The sequence below is a fragment of the Oceanobacter kriegii DSM 6294 genome (assembly GCF_000422845.1).
Lineage (GTDB): Bacteria > Pseudomonadota > Gammaproteobacteria > Pseudomonadales > Oceanobacteraceae > Oceanobacter > Oceanobacter kriegii.
In genome coordinates this window covers 229909-255642 of the sequence record NZ_KE383932.1, presented here as the reverse complement: position 1 = coordinate 255642, position 25734 = coordinate 229909, and the positions used below count along the sequence as shown (strand labels likewise).

Here is a 25734-nt window from a genome sequence, read left to right as displayed (position 1 = left end):
GTATGAGATTTATACAAATTGATTCGCAATTCCGGTCCGAAAACGACTAACACCCGTACAAAAAAGCGCCAGACACACAAGTGGCTGGCGCTTTATTCATCGATTGAATATTCACTATTCAGCCGGTTCCGGGAAAGGTTAACCGGTATTTCGCATCCCCGCGGCAATGCCCGCCATGGTGACCTTGATCGCTTCTTCAACCACTTGCGGCACGATCTCCGGATGCTGACGCTCGCGGTACAGCAGCTCTGCCTGCAAGTAATGCAGCGGGTCTGTGTATGGGTCCCGTACCGTCATCGAATCCCGCAAAATCGGATGGTTATCCAGCAGCTGGTCCTGTCCGTTAATGGCCAACACCAGCCCTTTCACCTTGCCCAGCCGTAACCGCAACTGACTACCCAACGCCTGCAATTCAGGCTCGACCAGCCGCGCTTCGTAATATTGGGCAATGGCCGGATCGGCCTTGCTGACCACCATTTCGAGCATATCAACGTAGGTGCGGAAGAACGGCCACTGTTGGTACATGCCTTTCAGTTGCTCCAGCTTGCCGTCTTGCTGACATTGTTCCAGTGCATCGTCGGCACCAAGCCAGGCGGGCAGCATCAGCCGCATCTGGGTCCAGGCGAAGATCCACGGAATCGCCCGTAAGGTTTCAATGCCACCACCAGCTTTGCGTCGCGCCGGGCGACTGCCCAGAGCCAACTTGCCCAGCTCGGACTCCGGAGTAGCACTGCGGAAGTAACGGACAAACTCCGGCGTGTCTTTCACCATCTCACGGTAAGACGCAACCCCAAGCTCTGCCAGCTCGCTCATTTGCTGACGCCATTCGGCTTTGGGCGCTTCCGACGGCAACAGATTGGCTTCCAGCACCGCCGAGACATAAATCTTCAGGTTACGACGAGCAATATCCGGCTGGCCAAACTTGAAGCGGATCATTTCCCCCTGCTCTGTCACGCGCAAGCCACCCGCCACCGACCCCGGCGGCTGCGCCAGAATCGCCCGGTGGGTCGGACCGCCACCACGGCCAACCGTGCCACCACGGCCGTGGAACAGCACCAGCGAAATGCCCGCTTGCTCAGCAATGTCGGTGAGTGCTTCCTGAGCCTGATACTGCGCCCACACGGCCGCCAGCTGACCGGCATCCTTGGACGAGTCGGAATAGCCGATCATCACCTGTTGCTTGCGCTGGCAGTAGTGGCGATACCATTCAACCTGCCAGAGTTTTTCCATCCGCGGGGCAGATTGTTGCAAGTCGTCGAGGGTTTCGAACAACGGCACCACCGGGAAGTGATTGCGAACACCGGCGTCTTGCAGCAGCAAGGTGACCGCCAGAATATCGGACGGCTCACTGGCCATGGAGATGATATAGCACGACACCCCGGCACCGGCTTCGGTCGCCAGCACTGCCACGCTGTCGAGCACTTCCTGCACCTCCGCCGAAGGCGACCAGTGCTTCGGCACCAGTGGTCGGCGGGACGACAGTTCACGCAGCAGGAACTCCTGCTTTTGTTGTTCTGGCCAGCTTCGGTAGTCACCCCAGCCGTAATATTCACAAATTTCCTGCATCACCCCGGCATGGCGGGACGATTCCTGTCGCATGTCGAGTCGTACCAGCGTCAAGCCAAAACAGGCGGCGCGACGAATGGTATCCAGCAACTGCCCTTTGGCGATGCTCTCCAGCCCTTGCTCCATCAGGCTGCGATAACACATTTGCAGCGGTTCCATCAGCTCGGCGTCGTCGAGCAGCGGATTACCTTCAAATTCCTGTCCCCGCCTGCGGGCATTGGCCCAGTTGCGGGTGTCTTCCAGACGGCTGCGCAATTCGTGCATGCAGGCTCGATACGGTTCGTCCGGTTGTTCCGGGTAAGCGCGTTTCAGCTCCGACGAGGCGCAGCTCATCGACAGCTGGTTGCCCAACGCATCGATATCACGCAGGAACAGGTCGGCCGCCATCCAGCGAGCCAGATACAACACTTCGCGAGTCACCTTGGCGGTCACATTCGGATTGCCATCACGGTCGCCGCCCATCCACGAGGCAAAACGAATCGGCCGGGCATCCAGCGGCAGCGCCTCGGCGCCGTAATTCTGCAAGTGTTTATCGAGGTCCCGCATCATGTCCGGCATCGCCGTCCACAAAGAGTTTTCGATCACCGCAAAGCCCCAGCGGGCTTCATCAACGGCGGTTGGCCGGGTTTTACGGATTTCGTTGGTATGCCAGATTTCTTCCACCAGCTGAGCCAGCTCGGTCTCAATCTGCGCCCGTTTGGGGTGGGATTCGCTAAGGTCATCGAGCTGCTGCAAGGCCCGGGTCACAGCATCGTATTTCTGAATCAGGGTACGCCGGGTTACTTCAGTGGGGTGTGCTGTCAGTACCAGGTCAATGTTGAGGTCGGCGACTTTTTGAGTCAGCGAGGCCATGTCGGTCTGGTGCTGCTGCAAACGCTCCAGCAAATTCGAGAACATGGTGTCGAGGTCGGATTTCAGTGCGTCAGAGCGACGCCAGCTGGTGCCATGTTGCTGGTCGGCAATGTTGGCAAGGTTAAGGAACTGGTTGAAACCGCGTACCACCGGTAGCAGCTCGTCTTCAGACAGGTTTTTCAGGGTGTTCAACAACACCTCTCGCTGATCCCTGTCGCCGGTTCGTGCCTGTTTGGCCTGCTGCCGGACGGTTTCAATACAGTCCAGAATGGCTTCGCCTTCGCCGTTACGAATGGTATTGCCCAGCAGATTGCCCAGCATACGTACCTTGTCACGCAATCTCGGGTCGAGTTCGCTCATGGCCTGTGTCTCCCTAGCTGACGTAAATGACTGTCTGAATGTTGTTTCTCTACTTAAATGGATAGCAGCCGCAACGACATGATTGCCAGTCTTGACGGCTTTGATTGAAAAAATTTCCGAACGTTTTCGAACATTCATACCAAAATAAAAGAGCGATGTGAAAGGAGAAAACGATGAAAGCCAGCGAATTGATCAACCATTGGGAAGCCGAGTATGGGGAGCAGATATCAGCCGAAAGCTACCCGATACAGCTTAATCACAAGGATTCGGCGCGGGTTGAAGCCCTGCTGGAGATGTTTCCGGGACTAACCAAGGAACGCCTGATGCGCGACCTGGTGCATGCCGCACTGAATGATTTGGCCAGTGGCTTTCCGTATGTTCAGGGTGACAAGGTCATCGCTCAGGATGAGGAAGGGTTTCCGATGTACGAAGACGTCGGGCCAACGCCGGAATTTCTGGCGTTAACCCGCAAGCACTTGCAGAAGATCAACGCCGACAAGCATTAAAATGTCGGGTGTCGGGTGTCGGGTGTCGGGTGTCGGGTGTCGGGTGTCAGGTGTAAGCCAGGCGCGTAGCTTCAGGAAACCTGAGGGTTCGCGCCTGTCGAAGCAGCCAGCTTCTATTTGACCTTTTCGCCCTGCTTTTCTTTTAGCTTGGCTTTTTGCCAAGAGGCTTCCATCTGCGCCAAGTCTACATGGTCCCAACCGCCGGCCTCGATGGCGTCGTCTTCAACGGTTTCAAACCGACGACTGAAGCGACTGTTGGTGCCGCGCAGGGCAACTTCCGGGTCAATTTTGTAATGACGAGCCAGATTCGCCACGGCAAACAACAGGTCGCCCACTTCCGACTCGATGCGGTCACGGTCGTCGGCGACAACTTCCACTTCAACTTCGTCGAGTTCTTCACGGATTTTGCCAATCACGGCCTTCGGGTCGTTCCAGTCGAAGCCGACGGTGCTGGCTTTCTTTTGCAGTTTCACCGCACGGGTCAGCGCAGGCATGGCCGGCGGCACGCTGTCTAACAGGCGTTCGCAATCGCGCAGTTCAATGCCAGCCTCAATCGCCCGCTGGCGCTTTTCGGCTTTTTCTTCGGCCTTGATGGCTTCCCAGTTGGCACCAATTTCAGCATCTTGCGGGGTAACAGAAGGGTCGCGTTCGCTGTTCATAGTGCCATCCGGAAACACATGCGGATGGCGTCGGATCAGCTTGCGAACCAGCCGGTCAATAATACTGGAGAAGTCAAAGTGACCTTGCTCGGTGCCCATTTGGCCGTAGAACACCACCTGAAACAGCAAGTCGCCCAGCTCTTCTTCAAGATGGGGCCAGTCCTGCCGTTCAATGGCGTCGGCAACTTCGTATGCCTCTTCCAACGTGTGTGGCAACACACTGGCGAAGTCCTGCTTCAAGTCCCACGGACAGCCGGTTTGCGGGTTACGCAAACGGGCCATTAAGGTCAGCAGGTCGTCGAGCTGATAACTCAAGATTGACCTCCGGCTCGGATTCGACGGGCAGACATGATGTTCGGCAGCTGTTCGATCTTCTGCATCAGACGACCGAGGTTCTCAAGGCTTTCCACTTCCACCGTCAGCTGCATGCTGGCGGTGTTTTCGCCTTGGTTGGACTGGGTATTTACGCCAATCACGTTAACCCGCTCGTTGGCCAGAATGGCACTGACGTCACGCAGCAGGCCGGTACGGTCGTAAGCCAGAATCGACATTTCCACCGGGTAGGTTTTCGCCGGTGCACTGCCCCAACTGACCTGCAATACCCGGCTTGGCTCGATGGCCTCCAGGTGCAGCAGGTTTTCACAGTCACTGCGGTGTACGGTAACCCCACGGCCGATGGTGATGTAGCCTTTGATGTCGTCACCCGGCACCGGATGACAGCACTGGGCCATTTGGGTCAGCAGGTTACCGACACCATCGATATGAATATCGTCCTTACCCGGCTTGTAATTGGACTCGCTCTTGCGCAGCAACGGCAGCTCTTGCTGCGAATGGCCCTGATCGGTTTGGCGCAATACCTGATTAACAATCTGGCCAACACGCATGTCACCAGCGCCGACCGCCGCAAACATATCGTCGACCGATTTCATGTTCATATGCTGGGCAATGTCGTGCAGCGGTTCCTGCGACAGGTCGAGACGGTCGAGTTCACGGAATACCAACGCGCGGCCTTCTTCGACGTTCTGGTCACGAGCCTGCAATTTGAACCAGTGGGCCACCTTGGCACGGGCACGGCTGGTATGGATGTAGCCGGAATCCGGGTACATCCAGTCGCGGCTTGGATGGGCGTTAGGGTGGGTCAGAATTTCCACCTGCTCGCCGGTTTTGAGAATGTAGGTGAGTGGCACTATACGGCCATTCACCTTGGCACCACGGCACTTGTTGCCCACTTCGGTGTGCACCCGATAGGCAAAGTCGACCGGCGTGGCCATAGGGGGCAAATCAACCACGTGGCCTTCTGGCGTAAACACGTAAATGCGATCCGGATTGATGTCGCTGCGCAGCTCCTGCGCCAGCTCCGGCAGGTCGTCGAGCTCTTCGTGCCATTCCAGCACCGAGCGCAACCAGGCAATTTTCTGCTCGTAGCCCTGGTCCTTGCCACCGGTGTCCGTGCCTTTGTAAAGCCAGTGCGCACAAACGCCCAGTTCGGCATCTTCGTGCATGGCATGGGTACGGATTTGCACTTCCAGAATCTTGCCTTCCGGACCGATTACCGCGGTATGCAGCGAGCGATAGCCATTTTCCTTGGGGTTGGCGATGTAGTCGTCAAACTCATTGGGAATATGACGCCAGCGGGTGTGAACAATCCCCAGCGTGGCGTAGCAGTCGCGCAGTTCCGGCACCAGAATGCGCACTGCTCGAATGTCATAGATTTGCGAGAAATCCAGATTCTTGCGGCTCATTTTGCGCCAGATGCTGTAGATATGCTTGGCGCGGCCGTAAACGTCGCAGCGAATACCGGCTCCGAACAGCTCATCGCGCAGGGTTTGCACCACGTTGTCGATGTAGTCCTGACGGGCAATCCGTTTTTCGTCCAGCAAGGAGGCAATTTGTTTGTAGGCTTGCGGCTGCATGTAGCGGAACGCCAGGTCTTCCAGCTCCCACTTCAGGTGACCAATGCCCAACCGGTGCGCCAGTGGGGCATAGACATTGAAGACTTCTTCAGCCACCTTGCGACGGCGTTCGTCCGGAGCGTCCTTCACCGCCCGGATGGCTGAGGTACGTTCGGCCAGCTTGATCAGCGCTACCCGCACATCGTCGATCATGGCCACCAGCATCTTGCGCAGGTTATCGACCTGGGCTTCACGCTGGCCCAGCACGGTTTCGCCGGAAGAGTTCTGAATGGCGCTGATAGCCGCCATCCGCAGTACGCCTTCAATCAACTTGGCAACTTCGCTGCCAAATTCACGTTCCACCTTGGCCAAAGGCAGACGGCCTTCACGCACACCACGATACAGCACGGCGGCGATGATGGATTCGGTATCCAACCGCAGGTCCATCAGAATCTGGGCCATTTCGAGGCCCATTTGCATACTGTCGACCGCCCACCAGGTTTGCTTGGCGATGGCTTCGTCCGACAGCTGTTTGGCCAGATCGAGTGCATTCAGCAAGGCTTCCGGTTCACGCAGGTCGTAGACCTGTTTGACCTTTTCCAGCCATTGTTCGATGTCCAGTGATCCGTCGTGCCAAACCGGCAAGTCTTCCCGCACCTTTACCATTGTTATTTTCCCTGATGGCTTAGCAGCACCATGGTTTCCACGTGATGGGTCTGTGGGAACATATCCATGATGCCTGCTTTTTCAACTCGATAGCCGGCTTCGGTGAGCCGACCGAGGTCACGCGCAAGGGTCGCCGCGTCACAAGACACATACACAATCTGCGACACCTTACGGGCGTTCAATTCGTCTATTTGGGCCGCCGCCCCCGCTCTTGGCGGGTCCAGCAGCACCTTGTCCGGTTGTGGCAGCGCAGCAAGCTTGCCGGGCTCGGACAAATCCGCCTCCACCGCATGCAAGGACAGCGCCAGCGATTCGGCCTGCTGCCGCAAACTGCTGACCATGCTGTCCTGCACTTCCACTGCATGAACCTGCTGACAGCGCCGTGCCAGTGGCATACTGAAGTTGCCATGACCGGCAAACAGGTCCCAGATAACGTCATCCGGTTGCGGATTCAGCCAGTCGATGGCCTGCATGACCATGGTGCGATTAACCGCACCATTGACCTGAAAGAAGTCGCTCAGTTGCATTTTCAGCGGTTGCTCATCCACCATATGCACCAGTGTTTGCGCGGCGTCAGGGTACAGACATTCAGGCTCAGTGCCGCGCCCACCGCTGGTCCACAGCTGCACTTCGTAGTTCTCTGGCAACTGGCCGGATTCCAGCGTACTGCCCGCAACGGTGTTGCTGAGCATCTTTGCACCATGATGACTCACGAAATCGGCCAGCGCTTTTTTGTCGCCAGCAGACAGCGGTTTCAATACTCGCAGCACCAGCGCCATGGCGTTATCGGCAGCCACCACTTCAATCTGACTGATGCGATCGCGCCCAGCCAGACTTTCCAGCAAGCTACGCCAGGCAGACCAGTCCAGTACTTCAAACGACGGCAGTACCTGACAATGGTTGATGTTGGTCAGGTGCTCGGAGGCATGCTCCCGAAAGCCAACAAAGTTTTGCTGTTTGTCCTTGCTGAAGCGCACGCCCAGACGCGCCTTGCGGCGATACTGCCATGGCGATGCGGTGATCGGTGCCGCCCACTCGGGCACTTCAATGCCGTAGCGACGGAACTCACGCTCAACCCGCTGTTGCTTGAAGTTCACCTGAGCGTCGTATTGCAGGTGCTGCAAGTCGCAACCACCGCAACGCTGGTAATGCGCACATGGAGCTTCGACCCGATCGGCACTCGGGGTATCCACCGACAGCAGGCGGGTCATCCAGACTTTCTTGCGACGGCCATCCAGACGCGCCGTGACGGTTTCTCCGGGTAACGCCCCCGGCACGAAATACACATCACGTCCAAGCCGGGCAACGCCCTGCCCTTCTGAAGTCAGATCCTGAATGGTTAGTTGCAATGTTCGTGGTGATGCCACCTGAGTCCCCTCCGTTCGAGTCGGCGCACAGTATTGGCACTGGAGAAGGTTTTGCAACCCCGCCGGTCAGAAAGCCGACAGGGTTTGGCTATTTATCGGGGTGCAAACACACCAGAGGACAAATAACGATCACCGCGGTCACACACAATCGCCACGATGGTGGCGTTTTGCAGTGTCTGTGCCAGCTGCAACGCAGCAAAAACAGCGCCACCTGACGATACGCCACAGAAAATCCCTTCTTCACGAGCCAGCCGACGCATGGTGTCTTCGGCATCCTGCTGGCCGATATCCAGCACCTGATCAACCCGCTGCTGATCAAAAATGGTAGGCAGGTATTCCTGCGGCCAACGTCGAATACCGGGAATGGATGCACCGTCTGACGGTTGCAAACCGACGATCTGCACGTCCGGGTTTTGTTCCTTCAGGTAACGGGAGGTGCCCATGATGGTTCCCGTTGTACCCATGGAGCTGACAAAGTGAGTCACCTGACCGGCCGTCTGCTGCCAGATTTCCGGCCCTGTGCCCTCATAGTGGGCTTGTGGATTGTCGAGGTTGCCAAACTGGTTAAGCACAATGCCTTTGCCGTCTGCTTCCATACGCGAGGCAAGGTCGCGGGCTTCTTCCATACCAGCCACCAGAATCAGCTCGGCACCGTAGGCTTGCATGGCCCAGCGGCGTTCCATGGTGCTGTTGTCCGGCATGATCAGAATCATCTTGTAGCCCATCATGGCCGCAGCCATTGCCAGCGCAATACCGGTATTGCCACTGGTGGCTTCAATCAGGGTATCTCCCGGGGTAATTTGGCCACGCTGTTCAGCCAGCTGGATCATCGACAAGGCCGGACGATCCTTGACCGAACCCGCGGGGTTGTTGCCTTCCAGCTTCAGCAATACCTGATTGCCACGCTCGTTGCTGCCCATACGCTGCAATCGCACCAGTGGCGTATTGCCAATGCAATCCGTAATGGTTGGATACTGGGTGTTCGGGTGTTGCTCTGAAGACATAAGGAAACCTGGTACGTTGGCCGGCTAATACGGCGCTTATAACAAAATGGCATACATGGTACGCCTGAAGCGCGAAATATTTTAATAATAAATCTTTCTTTGGTTATGCAGTGGTTAGCAGTGTGCAAAGGAACAGCAATCGCCAAACTCATGGCGCAAATCGTCCCACAACCTCAGCCACCAAACGGCAGATATCAACGGCCTTTTATTGCACCCCCCGACCATCACCAGTAGTCTCTACCGACCTCTCCCGAATACAGGGCTGCATTGCTGGCGGCCGTTCGCCTGCATGATGGTTTGCCGATGAAAAACTGGAATATTCAACATCGTTTCTTGCTGATGGGCATGCTGCCCGGGTTGTTGCTGTCACTGGTGTTGGGCGGCTTCTTTATTACCCAGCGTTTTCAGGATCTCGGCGATCTGCTGGAAGAGCGGGCACTGGCCATGGCCAAACAGCTGGCTCCGGTGTGCGAATACGGTGTCACCATCGGCAATAACGCCATTCTGCAAAATATCGCCAACAACATGCTGGAAGAACCGGACGTTCGTGCGGTCAGTATTTACAACCAGGACATGGATTTACTGGCCCACTCCGGCCCCCGCATGAAAACCGATCAGTTAGGCGGCTCACAGGTACAGCGGGGACAGCTGCACCTGATGCGCACCTCGAGCTCGGTTCGTATTCGCGCGCCCATCATTGCCCAGAACCTCGAAATTTCCGATCAGGTATCGGACGACTTCTTTGCCGAGCAGGACCCAACGCCGCGTTTGCTGGGCTGGGCCGAGCTCGAACTGTCGTCAGCCAATACCAGCCTTGAAGCCTACCGTCACCTAGCCTCATCGCTGGGTCTGATTCTGGCTACCCTGTTCGCCTGTTTGATGCTGGCTATCTACATCAGCCGTCAGTTTTCGCGTCCATCGCGGGAAATTCTCGACGCCATGCGCCGTATGACCGAAGGCAAGTATGAAACACGTGTTCGACCTGATGGCGGCGGCGAATTGGGCGATATCGCCATACACCTGAACAAGCTGGCGTCAAACCTGCAACGCTCGGAAGCGGAATTCCAACGTACCCTGGAAGAAGCCACCCGGGACATTCAGGAGACCATGGACGACCTCGAAATCCGCAACCGTCAGTTGTTGCTGGGCCAGCGTGAAGCCGAACAAGCCAGCCGCATGAAATCGGAGTTTTTGGCCAACATCAGCCATGAAATCCGCACCCCGCTCAGTGGCATCAACGGCTACATGAATCTGCTGGGCCGTACCCGTATGACCGACCAGCAGATCGATTACCTCAGGATCATGGAAACCTCTGCGGCCGATTTGCTGCGGCTGCTGACTGACGTACTCGACCTGTCGAAAATTGAAGCGGGCAAGTTGATCATGGAGCACGAGCCGTTCAACTTGCGTCAAATAGCCGAGCATGAACTGATTGCCTGTGCCCCTATGGGTTTGAAGAAAGGCCTCGACCTGTTGCTGAATATTGATCCTGCCGTGCCTTGCTGCGTCGTCGGTGATGGCAGTCGCCTGAAGCAGGTGATACGTAATCTGGTGAACAACGCCATCAAGTTCACCGAGAGCGGCTCCGTGTCGATGCAGATTTCACTGATCAACCAACGTAATAATCAGGCCAGTATTCTGGTCGAGATCCGTGACACCGGTATCGGCATGAGCACCGAACAACAAAACAAGTTGTTCAATGCCTTTACCCAGGCCGACAGCAGCACATCACGACGCTTTGGCGGCAGCGGCCTAGGGTTGGTTATTGCGCGGGCACTGGTGCAGGAAATGCACGGTGACATTCGTATCGAAAGCGCCCCCGGCGAAGGTTCCACTTTCAGCTTCCATGTATCGCTGGACATCGACCCTGAGCAACGTGCAGCACTGCCATCACTGGGTCACGGCCACATTGCCGTGCTGGACGACCGCAAGCACAGCAGTAACAACATTCACCAGCTACTGACGGAATGGCAACTGGACAGCACCAACTGCCGCAACGCCGACGAGCTGGATCAGTTGCTGAATAACCAGCGCCTGAATATTGATGCCGTGGTCATGGCCATCAAGAGCGAGCTGATTGGCAGCTCCAAATGCCAGCGCCTGGTGTCGCAACTGGTGCCTCATGGCGTGCCAATTATTGCGCTGGTCGACAGCGACCGCGAAGAGGACCGTCAGGCCCTCGACAGCTATGGCGCAGCCATTTGCCTGTCCCGACCACTCAACAGCATGCGCTTGCACAAGGTGCTGAACAACCTGCTGAATGGCAAAAAAGCCGACTACGACGAGCGCGATAAACAACGCAACCCGTCAGACCAGAACATGCCAGCACCGTCGATTCTGGTGGTGGATGACTCCGAGCCGAACCAGAAGATGCAGGTCACCCTGCTGAACCTGCTGGGCCTGCCAACCGAAGGTGCCAGCTCCGGCCCCGAAGCCATTGAGCGGGTTGCTGAAGGCAACTTTGATATGGTGTTTATGGACATCCAGATGCCGGGCATGAACGGTCTGGAAGCTACCCAGAAAATCCGCCAGCTGCCGGGCAAACAAGCACTGCCGGTGGTTGCCCTCACCGCCCATGCCATGGCCGATGAACGTAAAGAGCTGCTGCGGGCTGGCATGAACGCCTACTGCACCAAACCTATTTCTACCGACGAATTGATTGAGTGCGTTGAGGAATGGACCGGCTACCGTGCCAGTGAAGACAGCGCCGGAGCCGATGAAGACAACACATGGACCGATGAACAAGCTCAGGAACCTGAACCTTCCAATCCTGCTGAACCGGCAGCAAACAGCGCCGACGAAGCCGCCCCGGTATTCTGTCCCCAGCGGGCATTAAAAGCCGCCAGTGGCAAGCCAGCACTGGCAACCGACATGATGACCATGTTGCTGAAAACGCTCCGTGAAGAAACCGATGTGATCCGCGAACTGTGGGAAGAAGAAGATCTGGAAGGATTGCAGAGTGCTATTCATCGCATGCACGGGGCAACCCGCTACTGTGGTGTGCCCGCTCTGCAACAGGCGTTATACAGCATGGAAACAGCCCTGAAACAACAGCAGCACGAGCAACTGCCAAACAAGCTGCGCACAGTGATTGAAGCGTCCGTGACGCTGGAGCAATGGGCCAGCCAGAACGACTGGCCAGCGCTGTTGAATCAGGCAGACAGCACGGCAAAAGCCTGAATCATCTGATCGTCGTCGGTCAGACTGATCCAGGCTCGGCTACCGCCCAGCGCTTCCAGTCGCTCCCTGGCGGCACCATGCAGCACGGCATAAGGCGCCCCCTGCTCATTGCGCAACACTTCCAGTTGCTGAAAGCCCACGCCTTTCGCGATCCCGGTACCCAGTGCCTTGGCAAGCGCTTCCTTGGCGGCGTACTGCTTGGCGAGGAAATTCACCGAGCAGCGGCGCTGCTGCCATAACAGCCGTTCGGCTTCGGTCAGAATACGGCGAGCAAACCGCTCACCGTGGCGATCCAGCGAACCTTGTAAACGGGATTCCCTAATCAGGTCCGTGCCCACCCCAATCACACCGGCTGGCAAATTATTCAGCGACTGTGCTTCAGTGGTCATGGCTTACTCAGCGACGAGCGTTTTCCAGCAGCGTGCGCATTTCTGCCACCGCACGCTCAAAGCCCACAAACACGGCATGGGCAACAATGGCGTGGCCGATGTTCAGCTCGTTCATTTGCGGAATGGCAGCAATCGGCTCAACGTTGTGATAGTTCAAGCCATGACCGGCATTCACAATCAGGCCCTTGTCAGCGGCATAGGCCGCAGCGGCACGAATGCGTTCCAGCTCGGCATCGGCTTCTTCGCGGCTTTCGGCGTCGGCATAACGGCCGGTATGCAGTTCGATTACTGGCGCACCAGAGCGAACCGCGGCGTCAATTTGAGCGTTATCCGGGTCGATAAACAGCGACACTTCACTGCCAACCGCTGCCAAACGCGCAACCGCTGCGGTAATCGCTGCTTCCTGACCGGCAACGTCAAGGCCACCTTCTGTAGTCAGCTCTTCACGCTTTTCCGGCACCAGACAAACACAAGCAGGCTCGATGTCTTCGGCCAACTCAATCATGGCGTCGGTGACGGCCATTTCGAGGTTCATACGGGTTGCCAGGGTTTCCTTTAGCACGTAGACATCGCGGGTCTGGATATGACGACGGTCTTCACGAGGGTGAATGGTGATGCCATCCGCACCGGCTTGCTCGGCAATAAACGCCGCCTGTACCGGGTCTGGGTAACGAGTGCCACGGGCCTGACGCAGGGTAGCGATGTGATCGATGTTAACGCCCAACAATACGCGGGATTGAGACACGGTAAATTCTCCTCAAGGTGGATAGCTGCCCTTCAGGGCATGGCAAACAATTGCCGACTGACCAAAGGTTTTGAAAGATGTTGCGACAGTGCCAGCCTCAGCACCTGTTTGGCAACCGCCAGATTGCGGCGGTTAAACGCGCCATCGGCCAGCTCCAGCAGCGCCTGCCCCGGCAAGCTCTGGCTTGCTGTCATGACAGGGACTGTCTGATCCGTACCGGCCGACTGTCTGGCATCGATTTCCAACAGCCCGAGCTCCGCCCGAAACTGATAGCTAAGCTCTGCCTGCACCGGCTGCCCTTCCACCGTCTGGTGCCAGTCAAAGCCAAAACCGAGGGCCTGTAGCAATTGGTATTCGAAAATGCGTAGCCAGGGCTCCAGCGCCTGTGGCGTTTGCATGGCTTCCAGCAGGGTCAGGAAACGCTGAAACAGCTGCGGCTGGGCATCGGCCATGGGCAATAGCTGGATCAGTAATTCGGAAAGATACGTACAACAGAAGAGTTGCTGGCGCTGATACTTGAGCTCGGACAAGCGATCACTGACCGTCATGCGCGGCCAGTCCTTATCACTGCGCCATTCGCCCTGATACAGCTGCCATAGCGCCAGCCGACCCGCACGACGGGGGGCAAGCACAAGCTGGTGGCCATCCTGCTCACTGAAGATGTTCAGCAACCAATTGCTTTCGCCCATTGGTCGCTGATGCAAAACCACCAGCCGCTGCATGATTAGCGGTCGTCGTATCCCAGACTGCGCAGGGCGCGTTCGTCGTCGGACCAGTTGGATTTGACCTTCACCCACAGGTTCAGCATCACCTTGCAGTCGAACATGGTTTCCATGTCCTTGCGGGCGTCCTGACCAATGCGCTTGATACGGGAACCGGCTTCACCAATCACAATGCGTTTTTGCGAGGCGCGCTCAACCAGAATCAGCGCACTGATTTCTGCCAGCGTACCATCGTGGGTGAACTCTTCGATTTCAACCGTCATTTCGTACGGCAGTTCATCCCCCAGCTGACGCATGATTTTTTCACGCACCAGTTCAGCCGCCAGAAAGCGCGAGCTGCGGTCGGTAATCTGGTCTTCCGGGTAGAAATAATCGCCTTCCGGAATGTAGCTATCAATCAGGTTTTCCAGGCGATCGACGTTGTTGCCGTGCTTGGCACTGATCGGCACGATCTGCTCGAACGGGTACTTGGTCGACAGCTCCTGCATATATGGCAGCAAGGAATCCTTGTCTTTGAGGAAGTCGACCTTGTTAACCACCAGCACCACCGGAGCACGCTGGCCCTTGATGGCTTCCAGTACCATTTCGTCTTCTTCGGTCCAGCGGGTACGGTCAATCACCATCACCACCAGATCAACGTCTTTTACCGCCGTCGTCGCCGCCTTGTTCATATAGCGGTTGATGGCTTTTTCCTGACGCTGGTGCATCCCCGGCGTGTCGACGTAGATAATCTGTACGTCGTCTTCGGTCTTGATCCCCAGAATCTGGTGACGGGTGGTTTGCGGCTTGCGCGAGGTGATCGACAGCTTCTGCCCCAGAATGCGGTTCAGCAGGGTCGATTTGCCTACGTTCGGGCGGCCAACAATGGCCACAAATCCGGTTTTCACGCTCATTCCTCAGCCTCGCTGATGCCCAATGCGGACAGTAATTTCAGTGCTGCGGCCTGCTCGGCTGAGCGGCGGCTGCTGCCTTCGGCAACGTATGGTGTGGCGTCAGGGATTTTCACTTCGACCTTGAACACCTGCTCGTTGGAAGGACCCTGTACAGAAAGGACTTCGTATTTGGGCAAGGCCAGATGACGCCCCTGCTGGTATTCCTGCAGGCGGGTTTTCGGGTCCTTGATCGGGTCTTCCAGGCTCAGATCATCCAGTCGACTGGCGTACCAGGACAGAATGCGATCACGAGCACTGTCGAGACCGGAATCGAGATAAATGGCACCAATGATGGCTTCAACCGCATCGGCCAGAATCGATTCACGCTTGTGGCCGCCGCTTTTCAACTCGCCGGAGCCCAACAGCAGGAAGTCGCCAAGATCAAAATCCCGTGCCACTTCAGCCAGTGTCTTACCTTTCACCATGCGGGCGCGCAAACGGCTGAGCTTGCCTTCACGAGCCTGCGGGAAACGCTGGTACAGGTCTTCGGCAATCACAAAATTCAGAATCGAATCGCCCAGAAACTCCAGTCGCTCGTTGTTGGTGCCGCCTTTGCTGCGATGAGTCAGCGCCAGCGTCACCAGGCTTTCGTCGTTAAATGTGTATCCCAGTCGCTGGGAGAGCTTGAGTAATGGGTCGTTCACTTATTCGAATTCTTCATGTACGGAAAATTGGCCAACCGCAAACAGGTTGGCGACCAGATGACCGCGCACCTCGTAGTTGAGGTTTACGGTCAGCTTGTTACGGCCGCGTTTGACTTCCAGATTGTCCAGCGGGATGTTGAGGTTGTTGGAACGAATCCGGTCCTGAAACACCGCGCGCACCTGTTTGATGGTCGACGCCGAGTTAACGGAACGGGATTCGTGCATGGTGCTGATCACCTGTTGTAGCAAACGGTTATCCCAGTACATAGGCACAATCGCCATACTGAGTTTGATTGCCACACCGACACCCAACAGCAGGGCCATAAAGCCCATCATGGACATTCCGGATTGTCGTTTCATCGGTCGAGTACCTTAATCATCTACCTTGAGCACGGCCAGGAACGCAGACTGAGGAATTTCCACGCTACCAATCTGCTTCATACGTTTCTTACCTTCTTTCTGCTTCTGCAGCAGTTTCTTCTTACGGCTGACGTCACCGCCGTAACACTTGGCCAGTACGTTCTTACGCATTGCCTTGATGGTGGTACGTGCTACTACCTGGTTACCGACGGCGGCCTGAATCGCCACGTCGAACATCTGACGCGGAATCAGCTCTTTCATTTTTTCGGTCAGGGAATTACCACGACGGCGTACGTTGTCACGGTGCATGATCACCGCCAGCGCATCTACGCGCTCACCGTTAACCAGCACGTCCAGACGTACCAGTGGCGCTTCCTGGAAGCGTTTGAAGTTGTAGTCCAGCGAGGCAAAACCACGGCTGCATGACTTCAGACGGTCGAAGAAGTCCATCACCACTTCGGCCATCGGGATTTCATAACGCAGGGACACCTGACTGCCTGTGTATTGCATGTCCATCTGTACGCCACGCTTTTCCACACAGAGGGTAATCACGTTGCCCAAATGTTCCTGCGGCACCAGGATGTTACATTCGGCAATCGGCTCGTACATGGTTTCGATGCTGCCTGCGTCTGGCAACTTCGACGGGTTATCGACTTCGAGCTTCTCGCCTTTCTTGTTAACAACTTCGTAGATTACCGTTGGCGCCGTGGTGATCAGGTCAAGGTCGTATTCACGTTCCAGACGTTCCTGAATGATCTCCATGTGCAGCATGCCAAGGAAGCCACAGCGGAAACCGAAGCCCAGGGCATCGGAGCTTTCTGGCTCGTAGAACAGCGAGGCGTCATTCAGGGACAGTTTTTCCAACGCGTCACGGAAGTCTTCGAAGTCGTCGGAGCTGACCGGGAACAAACCGGCGTATACCTGCGGCTTGACCTTCTGGAAACCCGGGATCGGGGCCGTGTCCGGGTGCTTGGAAGACACAATGGTGTCACCCACCGGGGCGCCATGAATGTCTTTGATGCCGGCAACCATGTAGCCCACTTCGCCGGTGCGCAGCTCGCCGGTTTCCTTGCGTTTTGGTGTGAAGATACCCACGCCATCAACGCCGTGATCCTTGCCGGTGCTCTTCAGGCGAATCTTGTCGCCTTTGCGAATCGAGCCGTTTTTCACACGAATCAGGGACACAACGCCCAGGTAAGGGTCGAACCAGGAGTCGATGATCAGCGCCTGCAACGGTGCATCAATATCACCTTCCGGTGCCGGTACGTTGGCCACCAGATCTTCCAGCACGTCTTCAATGTTCAGGCCGCTCTTGGCGCTACAGCGCACAGCGTCCATGGCATCAAGACCAATGATTTCTTCAATTTCCTGCGCCACACGTTCTGGTTCGGCTTGTGGCAAGTCCATTTTGTTCAGTACCGGACGTACTTCCAGACCTTGCTCAATGGCGGTGTAGCAGTTGGCAACGGATTGCGCTTCCACACCCTGAGCGGCATCAACCACCAGCAGCGCACCTTCACAGGCATACAGCGAGCGGGATACTTCATAGCTGAAGTCCACGTGTCCCGGTGTATCAATGAAGTTCAGCTGGTAGGTGTTACCGTCTTTGGCCTTGTAGTCCAGCGTAACGCTCTGGGCCTTGATCGTGATGCCGCGTTCACGCTCGATATCCATGGAATCCAGCACTTGCTGCTGCATTTCACGGTCACTCAAACCACCACACACCTGAATAAAACGGTCAGACAGGGTCGATTTGCCGTGGTCGATGTGGGCAATGATGGAGAAATTACGAATTCGGTCCAGGTGGCTCACAAAATACTTCCAGAAGAACAAACAAAATGGGCGAGAATTCTACTTGAAAGCGGGCCTCAAGGCTAATCCATGACCAACCGAGTCGGAATCTGGCTGTCCGACGGCTCCAAATACCACGCCAGACAAAACCCCATAAACAACAAAGGCAGCCGAAGCTGCCTGTGTTGTTTCCCCTGGAACACAGGGAATGACTAACGCCAGTGGTGGTTATTCCGGCACACGCAATGGAATAAACAGCGCCGAACCGCGACGCACAATGCGCATCGGCACACTGCGATCACCCGGCAGATTACCCACGGCCTGTTTGAAGTCGTCGATATCGTTGATGGTTTCGCCATGAATCATGGTGATGATGTCGCCCTTCACCAGACCGGATACCGCCGCAGGACCATCAGTGACAGACTGCACGGCCACGCCGTCGAAGCCGAGCTTACGACGCTGTTCATCTTCCAGGTTGGCAACCACCACGCCCATGCGCTCGCTTTCGTATTCATTCGGTGGCAACTGGCTACCAGAGCCGTGACCATCAGCGTCGGCCAGCACACCAATTTCAACGTTCAGACGCTTGCGCTTGCCGTTACGAACCAGATCGACCTTGGCTACCTTACCCGGCTTCACTCGGCCCACCTGGTGCGGCAAGTCGGAAGACAGATAAATAGGCTCACCATTGAAGGCAGTGATGATATCGCCACTTTTCAAACCGGCCTTGTCAGCAGGGCTGCCCGGCACGACCTGGGCGACCAATGCACCAGCGGCCTTGTCCAGACCAAAGGATTCCGCCAGATCCTTGCTGACTTCCTGAATCACCACACCGAGCCAGCCGCGGCTGACCTTACCGGTGGATTTCAGCTGATCAGCAACGTCCATCGCGACATTGATCGGGATGGCAAAAGAGACCCCCATAAAGCCACCCGAGCGGGTGTAAATCTGGGAATTGATACCTACGACTTCGCCGTCGAGGTTAAACAGCGGGCCACCGGAGTTACCCGGATTGATGGCAACGTCGGTCTGAATAAACGGTACGTAGTTTTCGTTCGGTAGGCTGCGGCCCTTGGCACTGACGATGCCAGCGGTCACGGAGTAGTCGAAGCCGAATGGCGATCCAATCGCAACCACCCACTCACCGACTTCCAGTGCGTCGGAATTGCCCAATTCAACAATTGGCAGATCATCTGCCTCGACTTTCAGAACCGCCAAATCGGTACTTGGATCAGCACCGATCAGTTTGGCATCCAGCTCACGACGGTCGTTAAGCCGCACGATGATTTCATCAGCACCGTCGATGACGTGGTTATTGGTCAGGATGTAGCCGTCTTTGGAAACGATAAAGCCGGAGCCCAGTGAGGTTTTTTCCTGCTCACCGCGTGGGCTTTGGCCAGGCGCACCAAAGAAGTGGCGGAAAATTTCCGGCATGTCTTCCGGCACCCCGTAACGGTCGCTGTAGGCCGTCGACTGGACGTGCTGGATGGTACTGATATTGACGACGGCGGGAGAGGTTTCTTTCACCAGATCCCGAAAGTCCGGCAGGCTGGCGTTGGCAGTGGCCGTCATAACCACCAGAAAAACAGGTACAAACAAACGGAAGAACTTGCTCATATTCAACCCTTTAGATGCTCCGAAGCTGTTATTGTCATTGTAGTGCCCGGTTCAGCGACCGCGACTATTCGGGGTAGCCATTGCCCTTTACGCTGGTTAGACAACCAACGGGCAGCGCCAAAACCAAATAATAGCCCCAATAAGCCCACCAGCATGGAGGCCGATTCGCCCCCTGCCGTCTGGCCGGCAACGGCACCCAGAATCAGCCCCACCATGGGGATTCCGTAGAGTGCCAGTGCACTGCTCATCAGGCTTCCATCGGGAAGGTCCAGAGTTACCTGTTGGCCAGCCTCCAGTTTGAGGTCGGTGGCAACCCACAATCGAACAGGGCGTCCGATACTTTCCAGCGCAGACTGGCCGCAGCCGGATTTTGCCTGGCAGCTTCCACACGAGGAACGCTGCACCGACTCAACCCAAACGCCGCCATCGCCTACGTCAGCCACTAAGACACTTTCTTGCGCCATGTATTCAGAACCGATGGTCAGTTTTTGTCACGAAACCGGACAGAAGATGCAATTTTTTGCGCTGCCTGAACCGGCAGCTCGCCTACAACGGTGATGCGCATATTGGCATCACCAAGCTGCTGGTGTCTGACAACCGCGCAGGTTGCCCCCCAGCGCTTGCTGAAATTCGGGATGGCTTCGTGCTCGATCGGATCAACAAACAGGGTAAATGCCGTCAGGCCATCAGAGTACATGGCGGTTTCGCCACTTTGCTGACCCACCCGGCTGCCCGTCAGGGAAAAGCCCGGCGGCACCCATTCCGGATACCAGTTGGACGGTTTGGTAATCGCCAGTTCCTGCACGCCACCGGCAACGTTGCCCGCCAAGTTATGGGCCTGAGCGTCTGTAAGAGACGTCGTCAAAGGCACCACGTTAGCCGATTCAAAGTCAGCAATGGTTTGTGGCTTGCCAATGTCTACCTGAGCAAACTGATAGCGCTCCAGTAACTTGTTGTTTTTATCCAACAAGTCCGAACGCAGCAACAAACCGGTGTCCGCATCGAGCCACAGATTCTGGCCAAAGCGATATTCATCGACAGGGCGAATTTTCAGTTTGATGGCTGTGTGCCCGGCCACCCGGCCAGCTTTGGAAGAAACATCCAGACGATAGAACTCATCCAGAGTGGGAGTATCAGGATCAACGCCCGAAAGGAGCTGCGAACCCTGATCACGGAATACCGAAGAGATACCCGCCTGATCATAAGTCACCGTCGAGCCATTGCGAACGATCTCGCGAGGCATACCGGTCAGGTGACTGATTTTTTCGTACTCCACGCCATCAATAATCGCATGGTTTACGGATAACGTGTGCCAGGCCTTGTTATTGCCGAACACCAACACGCCCTGATAATTCTCGTGCTTGATGGCGTCCGCCATACGCTGTAGCCATTGCCTGGGTTTCTGCTCAGAGTCTGAAACCGGCGAGGCCGACACATCGACTGCTTCAGAGGCATGAGCCGCAGCAGAAAACATCACTGCAGCACATATGCCGATCCAGGCGAACTTCACTACTACTCTTCTCCGCCCTGCTCAAAGTTGGTGACCCGGGCGAAAGGCATCAGCCCACGACCTGAGTTCATCACCGCATGTTCGCTGTGCTGCAGAACGTATTCCTGCAAACGGTTTTGCGCATCACGCAGCTGGTCTTCGGTCAGGTCAGAATCACTGGCCATCAGGCTGCCATCAGCAGAGGCGACAGACAGCTGAGCCGGTGCAATGGTTTGCTGACTGACCGGAACGATGTCAGAACCAGCAACCGCTGCAGACTCAAGCGGCATCACCGCCTGTGGAGCAGACTGGGCAACCATGGCAGCACCGCCATTACCCAGCATGTTGTCATCTACAACCCGCACACCCAGCAGAACGGCCAGTGTCACAGACGCGGCCACAGCACCGGATGCAATCCAGCCCTGCTTCCAGGTGCCTGAACGGGTTTCAGTGGTAGCGACCACATCAGACCCTGCGGTAGCGGCGCGTTCACGAGCCGGTACTTCGTCCATTGGTTCGCCATCAATGGCCTGCATAATGCCCTTTGAGAGGTCAACCATCATGGTTGGCTCTTCACGCAGCAGGGAACCCATCATCTGATAGCGGGACCAACGCTCACGCAACTCGTCATCCTGTTCAACTTCATTCAGGAGACGCCGTACTTCAAGCTCATCAGCTTCCCCGTCAATCAATGCAGACAGGGATTCATTCATGCGATCGTTCATTACCAATACCTTCCAGAACGTCAAGCAGTCGCCATTACAAGTGGCTGCATTTTCTTATCTATCGCCTCACGCGCCCGGAAAATTCGGGAACGTACGGTACCAATAGGACATTCCATTGCCTCTGCAATTTCCTCGTAACTCAAGCCGTCCATTTCACGCAGAGTGATTGCCATACGCAGATCGTCTGGGAGATCGTCGATGGCCTTGAACACCACATCACGCAACTGGTCGCGTTGCAGCAGACCGTCAGGTGTGTCGATGTCCTTCATTGGACTGTAGTCGCCGAAAAACTCCGCGTCATCAGGATCGATGTCCTGGGTTGGGGTTTTACGGCCACGACTGACCAGATGATTCTTGGCTGTGTTTACCGCAATGCGGTACATCCAGGTATAGAAAGCGCTTTCGCCACGAAAGTTCGGAAGCGCCTTATAGGCTTTCACGAAGGCTTCCTGAGTGACATCCTGCGCCTCAGCAAAATCTGAAATGAAACGTCCAACCAAAGACAAAATGCGATGCTGGTATTTCAGCACCAACAAATCGAATGCGCGACGGTCCCCTTTCTGGACTCGTGCGACCAACTGTCGATCTGTTGTTTTGTTATCTGTCATGCCGGATTCCGATGCCCTCATAGGCTCTTTCTTCATTATCGCTGCGCTGGTCACTTTTAAGGCCTCCATGTGTTGGCTCAGTATTAGTGACCCGGCCATTTCACGAAAGTTCACATAAAAATTCACAATCGTTGTTCTGGCTCATCAAGGGCTGGCATTATAGAGGCAAATCGACAGATAGCATCCCTATAAGATGAGCGAATTGTTAACCTATGACGTACTGATCATTGGCAGTGGTGCCGCTGGTCTGACTCTTGCCCTTTCCCTGCCGGAAGACCTGCAGGTTGCCGTGATCAGCAAAGAGCGGCTCGACAGCGGTTCCACCCGCTGGGCACAAGGGGGCGTTGCAGGGGTTCTGGATGAAACCGACAGCGTCGACGCCCACGTCAACGACACCCTGATTGCCGGTGCCGGACTGTGCGACGAGAGCGCGGTACGCTTTACCGTAGAAAACTCGGCATCAGCCATTCAATGGCTGATCGACATGGGCGTTCCCTTCACCCTCGACGGCTTGGCCGAACAAGGCGGTGACCAGCGTTTCCACCTGACCCGTGAAGGTGGTCACAGCGCCCGCCGAATCATTCACGCCGCCGATGCCACCGGACTGGCCATTTCCGAAACCCTGATCAAACGCGCCCAGGAACGTCCGAACCTGCACCTGTTGCATCAATACATTGCCGTGGACCTGATTACCCGGGAAAAGCTCGGTCTCGATGGTCAGGGCTGCATTGGTGCCTACTTCCTCGATAAAAGCAGCAATCAGGTGGTCTCGATCACTGCCCGTGCGACCATTTTGGCCACCGGTGGCGCCAGCAAGGTATACGTTTACACCACCAACCCGGACACCGCTTCGGGCGACGGCATTGCGATGGCATGGCGCGCCGGCTGTCGGGTTGCCAATATGGAATTCAACCAGTTTCACCCAACCTGCCTTTACCATCCGGAGTCGACCTCGTTCCTGATCAGCGAGGCGGTGCGTGGTGAAGGTGGTCAGCTCAAGCTGCCAAACGGCGAACGCTTTATGGATCAGTTTGATCCCCGTGGCGAGCTGGCCCCGCGCGACATTGTGGCCCGCGCCATCGACCATGAAATGAAACGTCTGGGGGCTGAGTGTCTGTATCTGGACATCAGCCATAAACCGGCCGACTTCATTCGTCAGCACTTCCCGACCATCCATGACCACTGTCTGGAACTCGGCATCGACATCACCAAAGAGCCGATCCCGATTGTGCCAGCCTCCCACTACACCTGTGGCGGCGTGGTAACGGATCACTTTGGGCGCACCGACATCGATGGCTTGTACGCCATCGGCGAAACCGCTTGTACCGGCCTACACGGCGCCAATCGACTGGCCTCCAACTCACTACTGGAATGTCTGGTGTATGCGCGCTCGGCGGCGTCACACATTCAGGAAATGTTGGATCAGCAGGAAGAAACCCCGGCCGTTCCGGCCTGGGATGCCAGCCTGGTGACCGACTCCGATGAAGACGTGGTGATTTCCCACAACTGGGAAGAACTGCGAGCCTTTATGTGGGACTACGTGGGTATTGTGCGCACCACCAAACGACTGGTTCGAGCCAAGCACCGGGTAAACCTGCTGCGTCAGGAAATTCAGGAGTTCTACAGCAACTACCGCGTGACTGCGGATTTGCTGGAATTGCGGAATCTGGTTGATGTGGCGGAGATCATCATTCGCTCGGCAATGCACCGCAAGGAAAGCCGTGGCCTGCACTACAGCCGCGACTACCCGAAAGCCTTGCCGAAAGCCTTCGATACCGTCCTCAGCTCCAAACACCCGACAGAGCTTGGCGAAATCTGAGTTCCCAAGCCCTTTATGTAAGGGCTGAAGCAGCCTGCCTGCAAGCAACTGCTTCAGCCCTGCCCTTCTTCAGCCCAGCGCGGGATTGCCGTACAAGGCGCGCACTAACGTGCGGTAATCCTGCGGGTTGGCAAAGCAGTCCGGCCGAATAATCAGCCCCTGCCACGGCCAGATTCCATAGCGCAGCAACAACACCTGCGACCGTCGAACAGAACCGACACGCCAACGCACGGTTGTGCAGGAACCGTCTTCCCGAATCAACTGCCAGTCAGCCAAATCCTGAGTGTGTAAACGTAATAGCGGCACGCCCGTGCCAGAGGGCGTGTTCAGCCGCAGCCGAACCACCGGGCGAACAAATCGCCTCAGACAACCACCTGTGAGCAGAATAACGACTGCCAGAGCCATCGCGGCCCAGGCGCCAAACACCGCCCCACAGGTGATCAGAAGAATCAACAGCGCCAGCGCATCCAGACGATTTTGAAGTCTGGAGCGGCGCAGTTGCCAATCAAGCGCCGCGGCTGCGGGCATGCTCCAGAACCAGGGTCACAATGCGTTGCAAACCGCTGTCTTCTGGCTCAACACGCTCCAGAAACCAGGCAAACAGATCGGTGTCTTCCTGATCCAGCAACACTTTATAGAGCTTCTTATCGTCGTCTGCCAGTTGTTCGTAGGCTTCGTCGATAAAGGGAATCAACAGCACATCCAGTTCCAGCATGCCGCGACGGCTGTGCCAGCGCAGGCGTTTTTGTTCAATATTGTCAGTCACATTGGCCTCCTGTTTGAGCGTCATTATAACGTCAGGGATTGCATGCTGTGTTGAAAAATCATCACTTGCCCCCACATCAGGACATGCAACAATCCGGTGCACTGACGCAGCGGAGCCTTGCGTCGACTGACAGATTGTTCTTAGCCACCCGGAGTTGTTATGACGGTACTCACCGCCTCGCTGCCAGAATTTGCCATCCTCACCGTTCGCGGCAAGGATTCAGCCAAACTACTGCAAGGGCAGTTGACCTGTGACGTCATGAAAATGGACGAGCAGCATTGGCAACTGGGCGCCTGCTGTACCGCCAAGGGGCGCATGGTGGCGAACTTCCTGATTGCCCGTCAGGACGACAACTTCTACCTGCGCCTGAGCCGCGATGTTGCAGAGGTACTGAAGCAACACCTGAGCAAGTACGCGGTGTTCTACAAAACCACTCTGGAAGTATCCAACCTCGCGGTTGTTGGCACGTTGGCCAACGACCAGGAAGCCGCCGAGCCACTGAGCACCACTCTGGTTGATGCCCGAGGAGATCTGGAGACAGCCGCTGCCGACATCCATTGGGATGACGACGCCATTCGTATTGAGTGGCCGGACGGCCGTAGCGAGTTATGGTCAGAAGCGGACGCTGAACAGCAGCCGGAAGACGATAACAGCAATATCCATAGCCGATGGTTGCAAGCCGATATGGCACTGGGTCTGGTGTGGGTAACTGCCGAATCATCGGAAAAGTGGGTGCCTCAGCACGCCGGTTGGGGGCTGGCCGGTGGCATTAACTTCAAGAAAGGCTGCTACACCGGACAGGAAGTGGTTGCCCGACTGGAGTATCTGGGCAAAACCAAGAAACAACTGACCGCCGTGCAGCTGAGCAACGAATCCATGACGGTTGAAATCGCCCTACCCATGAACGTCAGCAATGCAGACGGCCGTAATGTCGCTGAGCTGATTGCCTGGTACGACAACGCCGGACTGGCCATTTCCAGCGTGTCTGAAAAGCAGGACGGCCACCTGCAAACCGGCGAGGCCGTGATACTGACGCCCCCAACCCAGTCGTAAAAACCCGGGCTTAGCGCCTCTG

The 25734-nt window shown here is 56.3% G+C and carries 23 protein-coding genes; 4 read left to right on the top strand and 19 right to left on the bottom strand.

Features of this window, described 5'->3' with window-relative positions; genetic code table 11:
• Nucleotides 1-138: 138 nt before the first annotated feature.
• The gene (gene ppc, locus G516_RS0117700) at nt 139-2778 is read right to left on the bottom strand and encodes a phosphoenolpyruvate carboxylase (protein ID WP_156879096.1); all 2640 of its coding nucleotides are present in this window, start codon (nt 2776-2778) and stop codon (nt 139-141) included.
• A gap of 173 nt (nt 2779-2951) precedes the next feature.
• Between ppc and G516_RS0117695 the strand changes: the two genes are divergently transcribed.
• Nucleotides 2952-3284, top strand: coding sequence for a hypothetical protein (locus G516_RS0117695; RefSeq protein ID WP_028294774.1), 333 nt, complete (start codon nt 2952-2954; stop codon nt 3282-3284).
• Between the two features lie 113 nt (nt 3285-3397).
• Here G516_RS0117695 and mazG read toward each other — a convergent pair whose 3' ends face one another.
• The 4 genes from mazG to cysM all read right to left on the bottom strand — a co-directional run bounded on the left by mazG (nt 3398) and on the right by cysM (nt 8872).
• Nucleotides 3398-4258, bottom strand: a complete 861-nt coding sequence (gene mazG / locus G516_RS0117690) for a nucleoside triphosphate pyrophosphohydrolase (RefSeq protein ID WP_211225143.1) — start codon at nt 4256-4258, stop codon at nt 3398-3400.
• Nucleotides 4255-6501 (bottom strand): GTP diphosphokinase, encoded by a 2247-nt coding sequence (relA, locus tag G516_RS0117685; RefSeq protein ID WP_028294772.1) that lies wholly within the window; start codon nt 6499-6501, stop codon nt 4255-4257. The genes mazG and relA overlap by 4 nt, the downstream gene beginning before the upstream one ends.
• A gap of 2 nt (nt 6502-6503) precedes the next feature.
• A complete protein-coding gene (rlmD, locus tag G516_RS0117680) occupies nt 6504-7868 on the bottom strand; it encodes a 23S rRNA (uracil(1939)-C(5))-methyltransferase RlmD (RefSeq protein WP_028294771.1) in 1365 nt (454 codons plus the stop codon).
• Between the two features lie 92 nt (nt 7869-7960).
• A complete protein-coding gene (cysM, locus tag G516_RS0117675) occupies nt 7961-8872 on the bottom strand; it encodes a cysteine synthase CysM (RefSeq protein ID WP_028294770.1) in 912 nt (303 codons plus the stop codon).
• 303 nt (nt 8873-9175) lie between these two features.
• On the opposite strand from cysM, the gene G516_RS0117670 reads away from it, so the two are divergent.
• Complete coding sequence (locus tag G516_RS0117670) at nt 9176-12052, top strand: response regulator (RefSeq protein ID WP_156879095.1); 2877 nt, start codon at nt 9176-9178, stop codon at nt 12050-12052.
• Here the strand turns inward: G516_RS0117670 and acpS are convergent.
• The 12 genes from acpS to rpoE form a co-directional block, all read right to left on the bottom strand.
• Nucleotides 12025-12441 carry a holo-ACP synthase gene (acpS, locus tag G516_RS0117665; protein WP_051219569.1) on the bottom strand — a complete coding sequence of 139 codons (417 nt, stop codon included), beginning with the start codon at nt 12439-12441 and terminating at the stop codon, nt 12025-12027. The genes G516_RS0117670 and acpS overlap by 28 nt on opposite strands.
• A gap of 7 nt (nt 12442-12448) precedes the next feature.
• Nucleotides 12449-13186, bottom strand: coding sequence for a pyridoxine 5'-phosphate synthase (gene pdxJ, locus G516_RS0117660; protein ID WP_028294767.1), 738 nt, complete (start codon nt 13184-13186; stop codon nt 12449-12451).
• A 32-nt stretch (nt 13187-13218) separates the two neighbouring features.
• The gene (recO, locus tag G516_RS0117655; RefSeq protein ID WP_169449556.1) at nt 13219-13875 is read right to left on the bottom strand and encodes a DNA repair protein RecO; all 657 of its coding nucleotides are present in this window, start codon (nt 13873-13875) and stop codon (nt 13219-13221) included.
• Between the two features lie 35 nt (nt 13876-13910).
• Entirely contained in the window at nt 13911-14801 is an 891-nt protein-coding gene (era, locus tag G516_RS0117650; protein WP_028294765.1) for a GTPase Era, read from the bottom strand.
• Nucleotides 14798-15484, bottom strand: coding sequence for a ribonuclease III (gene rnc, locus G516_RS0117645; protein WP_028294764.1), 687 nt, complete (start codon nt 15482-15484; stop codon nt 14798-14800). The genes era and rnc overlap by 4 nt, the downstream gene beginning before the upstream one ends.
• The gene (locus G516_RS0117640; RefSeq protein WP_084645186.1) at nt 15485-15844 is read right to left on the bottom strand and encodes a DUF4845 domain-containing protein; all 360 of its coding nucleotides are present in this window, start codon (nt 15842-15844) and stop codon (nt 15485-15487) included.
• 12 nt (nt 15845-15856) lie between these two features.
• Nucleotides 15857-17656, bottom strand: coding sequence for a translation elongation factor 4 (gene lepA, locus G516_RS0117635; protein WP_028294762.1), 1800 nt, complete (start codon nt 17654-17656; stop codon nt 15857-15859).
• Nucleotides 17657-17863: 207 nt separating this feature from the next.
• On the bottom strand, nt 17864-19252 hold the full coding sequence (locus G516_RS0117630) for a DegQ family serine endoprotease (RefSeq protein WP_028294761.1): 1389 nt from the start codon (nt 19250-19252) through the stop codon (nt 17864-17866).
• A 2-nt stretch (nt 19253-19254) separates the two neighbouring features.
• Complete coding sequence (locus G516_RS24130; RefSeq protein WP_051219568.1) at nt 19255-19716, bottom strand: SoxR reducing system RseC family protein; 462 nt, start codon at nt 19714-19716, stop codon at nt 19255-19257.
• Nucleotides 19717-19733: 17 nt separating this feature from the next.
• Entirely contained in the window at nt 19734-20726 is a 993-nt protein-coding gene (locus G516_RS0117620) for a MucB/RseB C-terminal domain-containing protein (protein ID WP_245582695.1), read from the bottom strand.
• Between the two features lie 38 nt (nt 20727-20764).
• The gene (locus G516_RS24125; protein WP_051219567.1) at nt 20765-21466 is read right to left on the bottom strand and encodes a sigma-E factor negative regulatory protein; all 702 of its coding nucleotides are present in this window, start codon (nt 21464-21466) and stop codon (nt 20765-20767) included.
• A 20-nt stretch (nt 21467-21486) separates the two neighbouring features.
• Nucleotides 21487-22074, bottom strand: a complete 588-nt coding sequence (rpoE, locus tag G516_RS0117610) for an RNA polymerase sigma factor RpoE (protein WP_028294759.1) — start codon at nt 22072-22074, stop codon at nt 21487-21489.
• A gap of 193 nt (nt 22075-22267) precedes the next feature.
• Here rpoE and nadB point away from each other — a divergent pair, with 193 nt between their 5' ends.
• Complete coding sequence (gene nadB / locus G516_RS0117605; protein WP_028294758.1) at nt 22268-23893, top strand: L-aspartate oxidase; 1626 nt, start codon at nt 22268-22270, stop codon at nt 23891-23893.
• Nucleotides 23894-23962: 69 nt separating this feature from the next.
• Here the strand turns inward: nadB and G516_RS0117600 are convergent, their stop codons facing one another.
• A complete protein-coding gene (locus tag G516_RS0117600) occupies nt 23963-24421 on the bottom strand; it encodes a hypothetical protein (protein ID WP_028294757.1) in 459 nt (152 codons plus the stop codon).
• Complete coding sequence (locus G516_RS0117595; protein ID WP_028294756.1) at nt 24399-24659, bottom strand: FAD assembly factor SdhE; 261 nt, start codon at nt 24657-24659, stop codon at nt 24399-24401. The genes G516_RS0117600 and G516_RS0117595 overlap by 23 nt, the downstream gene beginning before the upstream one ends.
• 159 nt (nt 24660-24818) lie before the next feature.
• Between G516_RS0117595 and ygfZ the strand changes: the two genes are divergently transcribed.
• The gene (gene ygfZ, locus G516_RS0117590) at nt 24819-25712 is read left to right on the top strand and encodes a CAF17-like 4Fe-4S cluster assembly/insertion protein YgfZ (protein ID WP_028294755.1); all 894 of its coding nucleotides are present in this window, start codon (nt 24819-24821) and stop codon (nt 25710-25712) included.
• Nucleotides 25713-25734 lie beyond the last annotated feature (22 nt).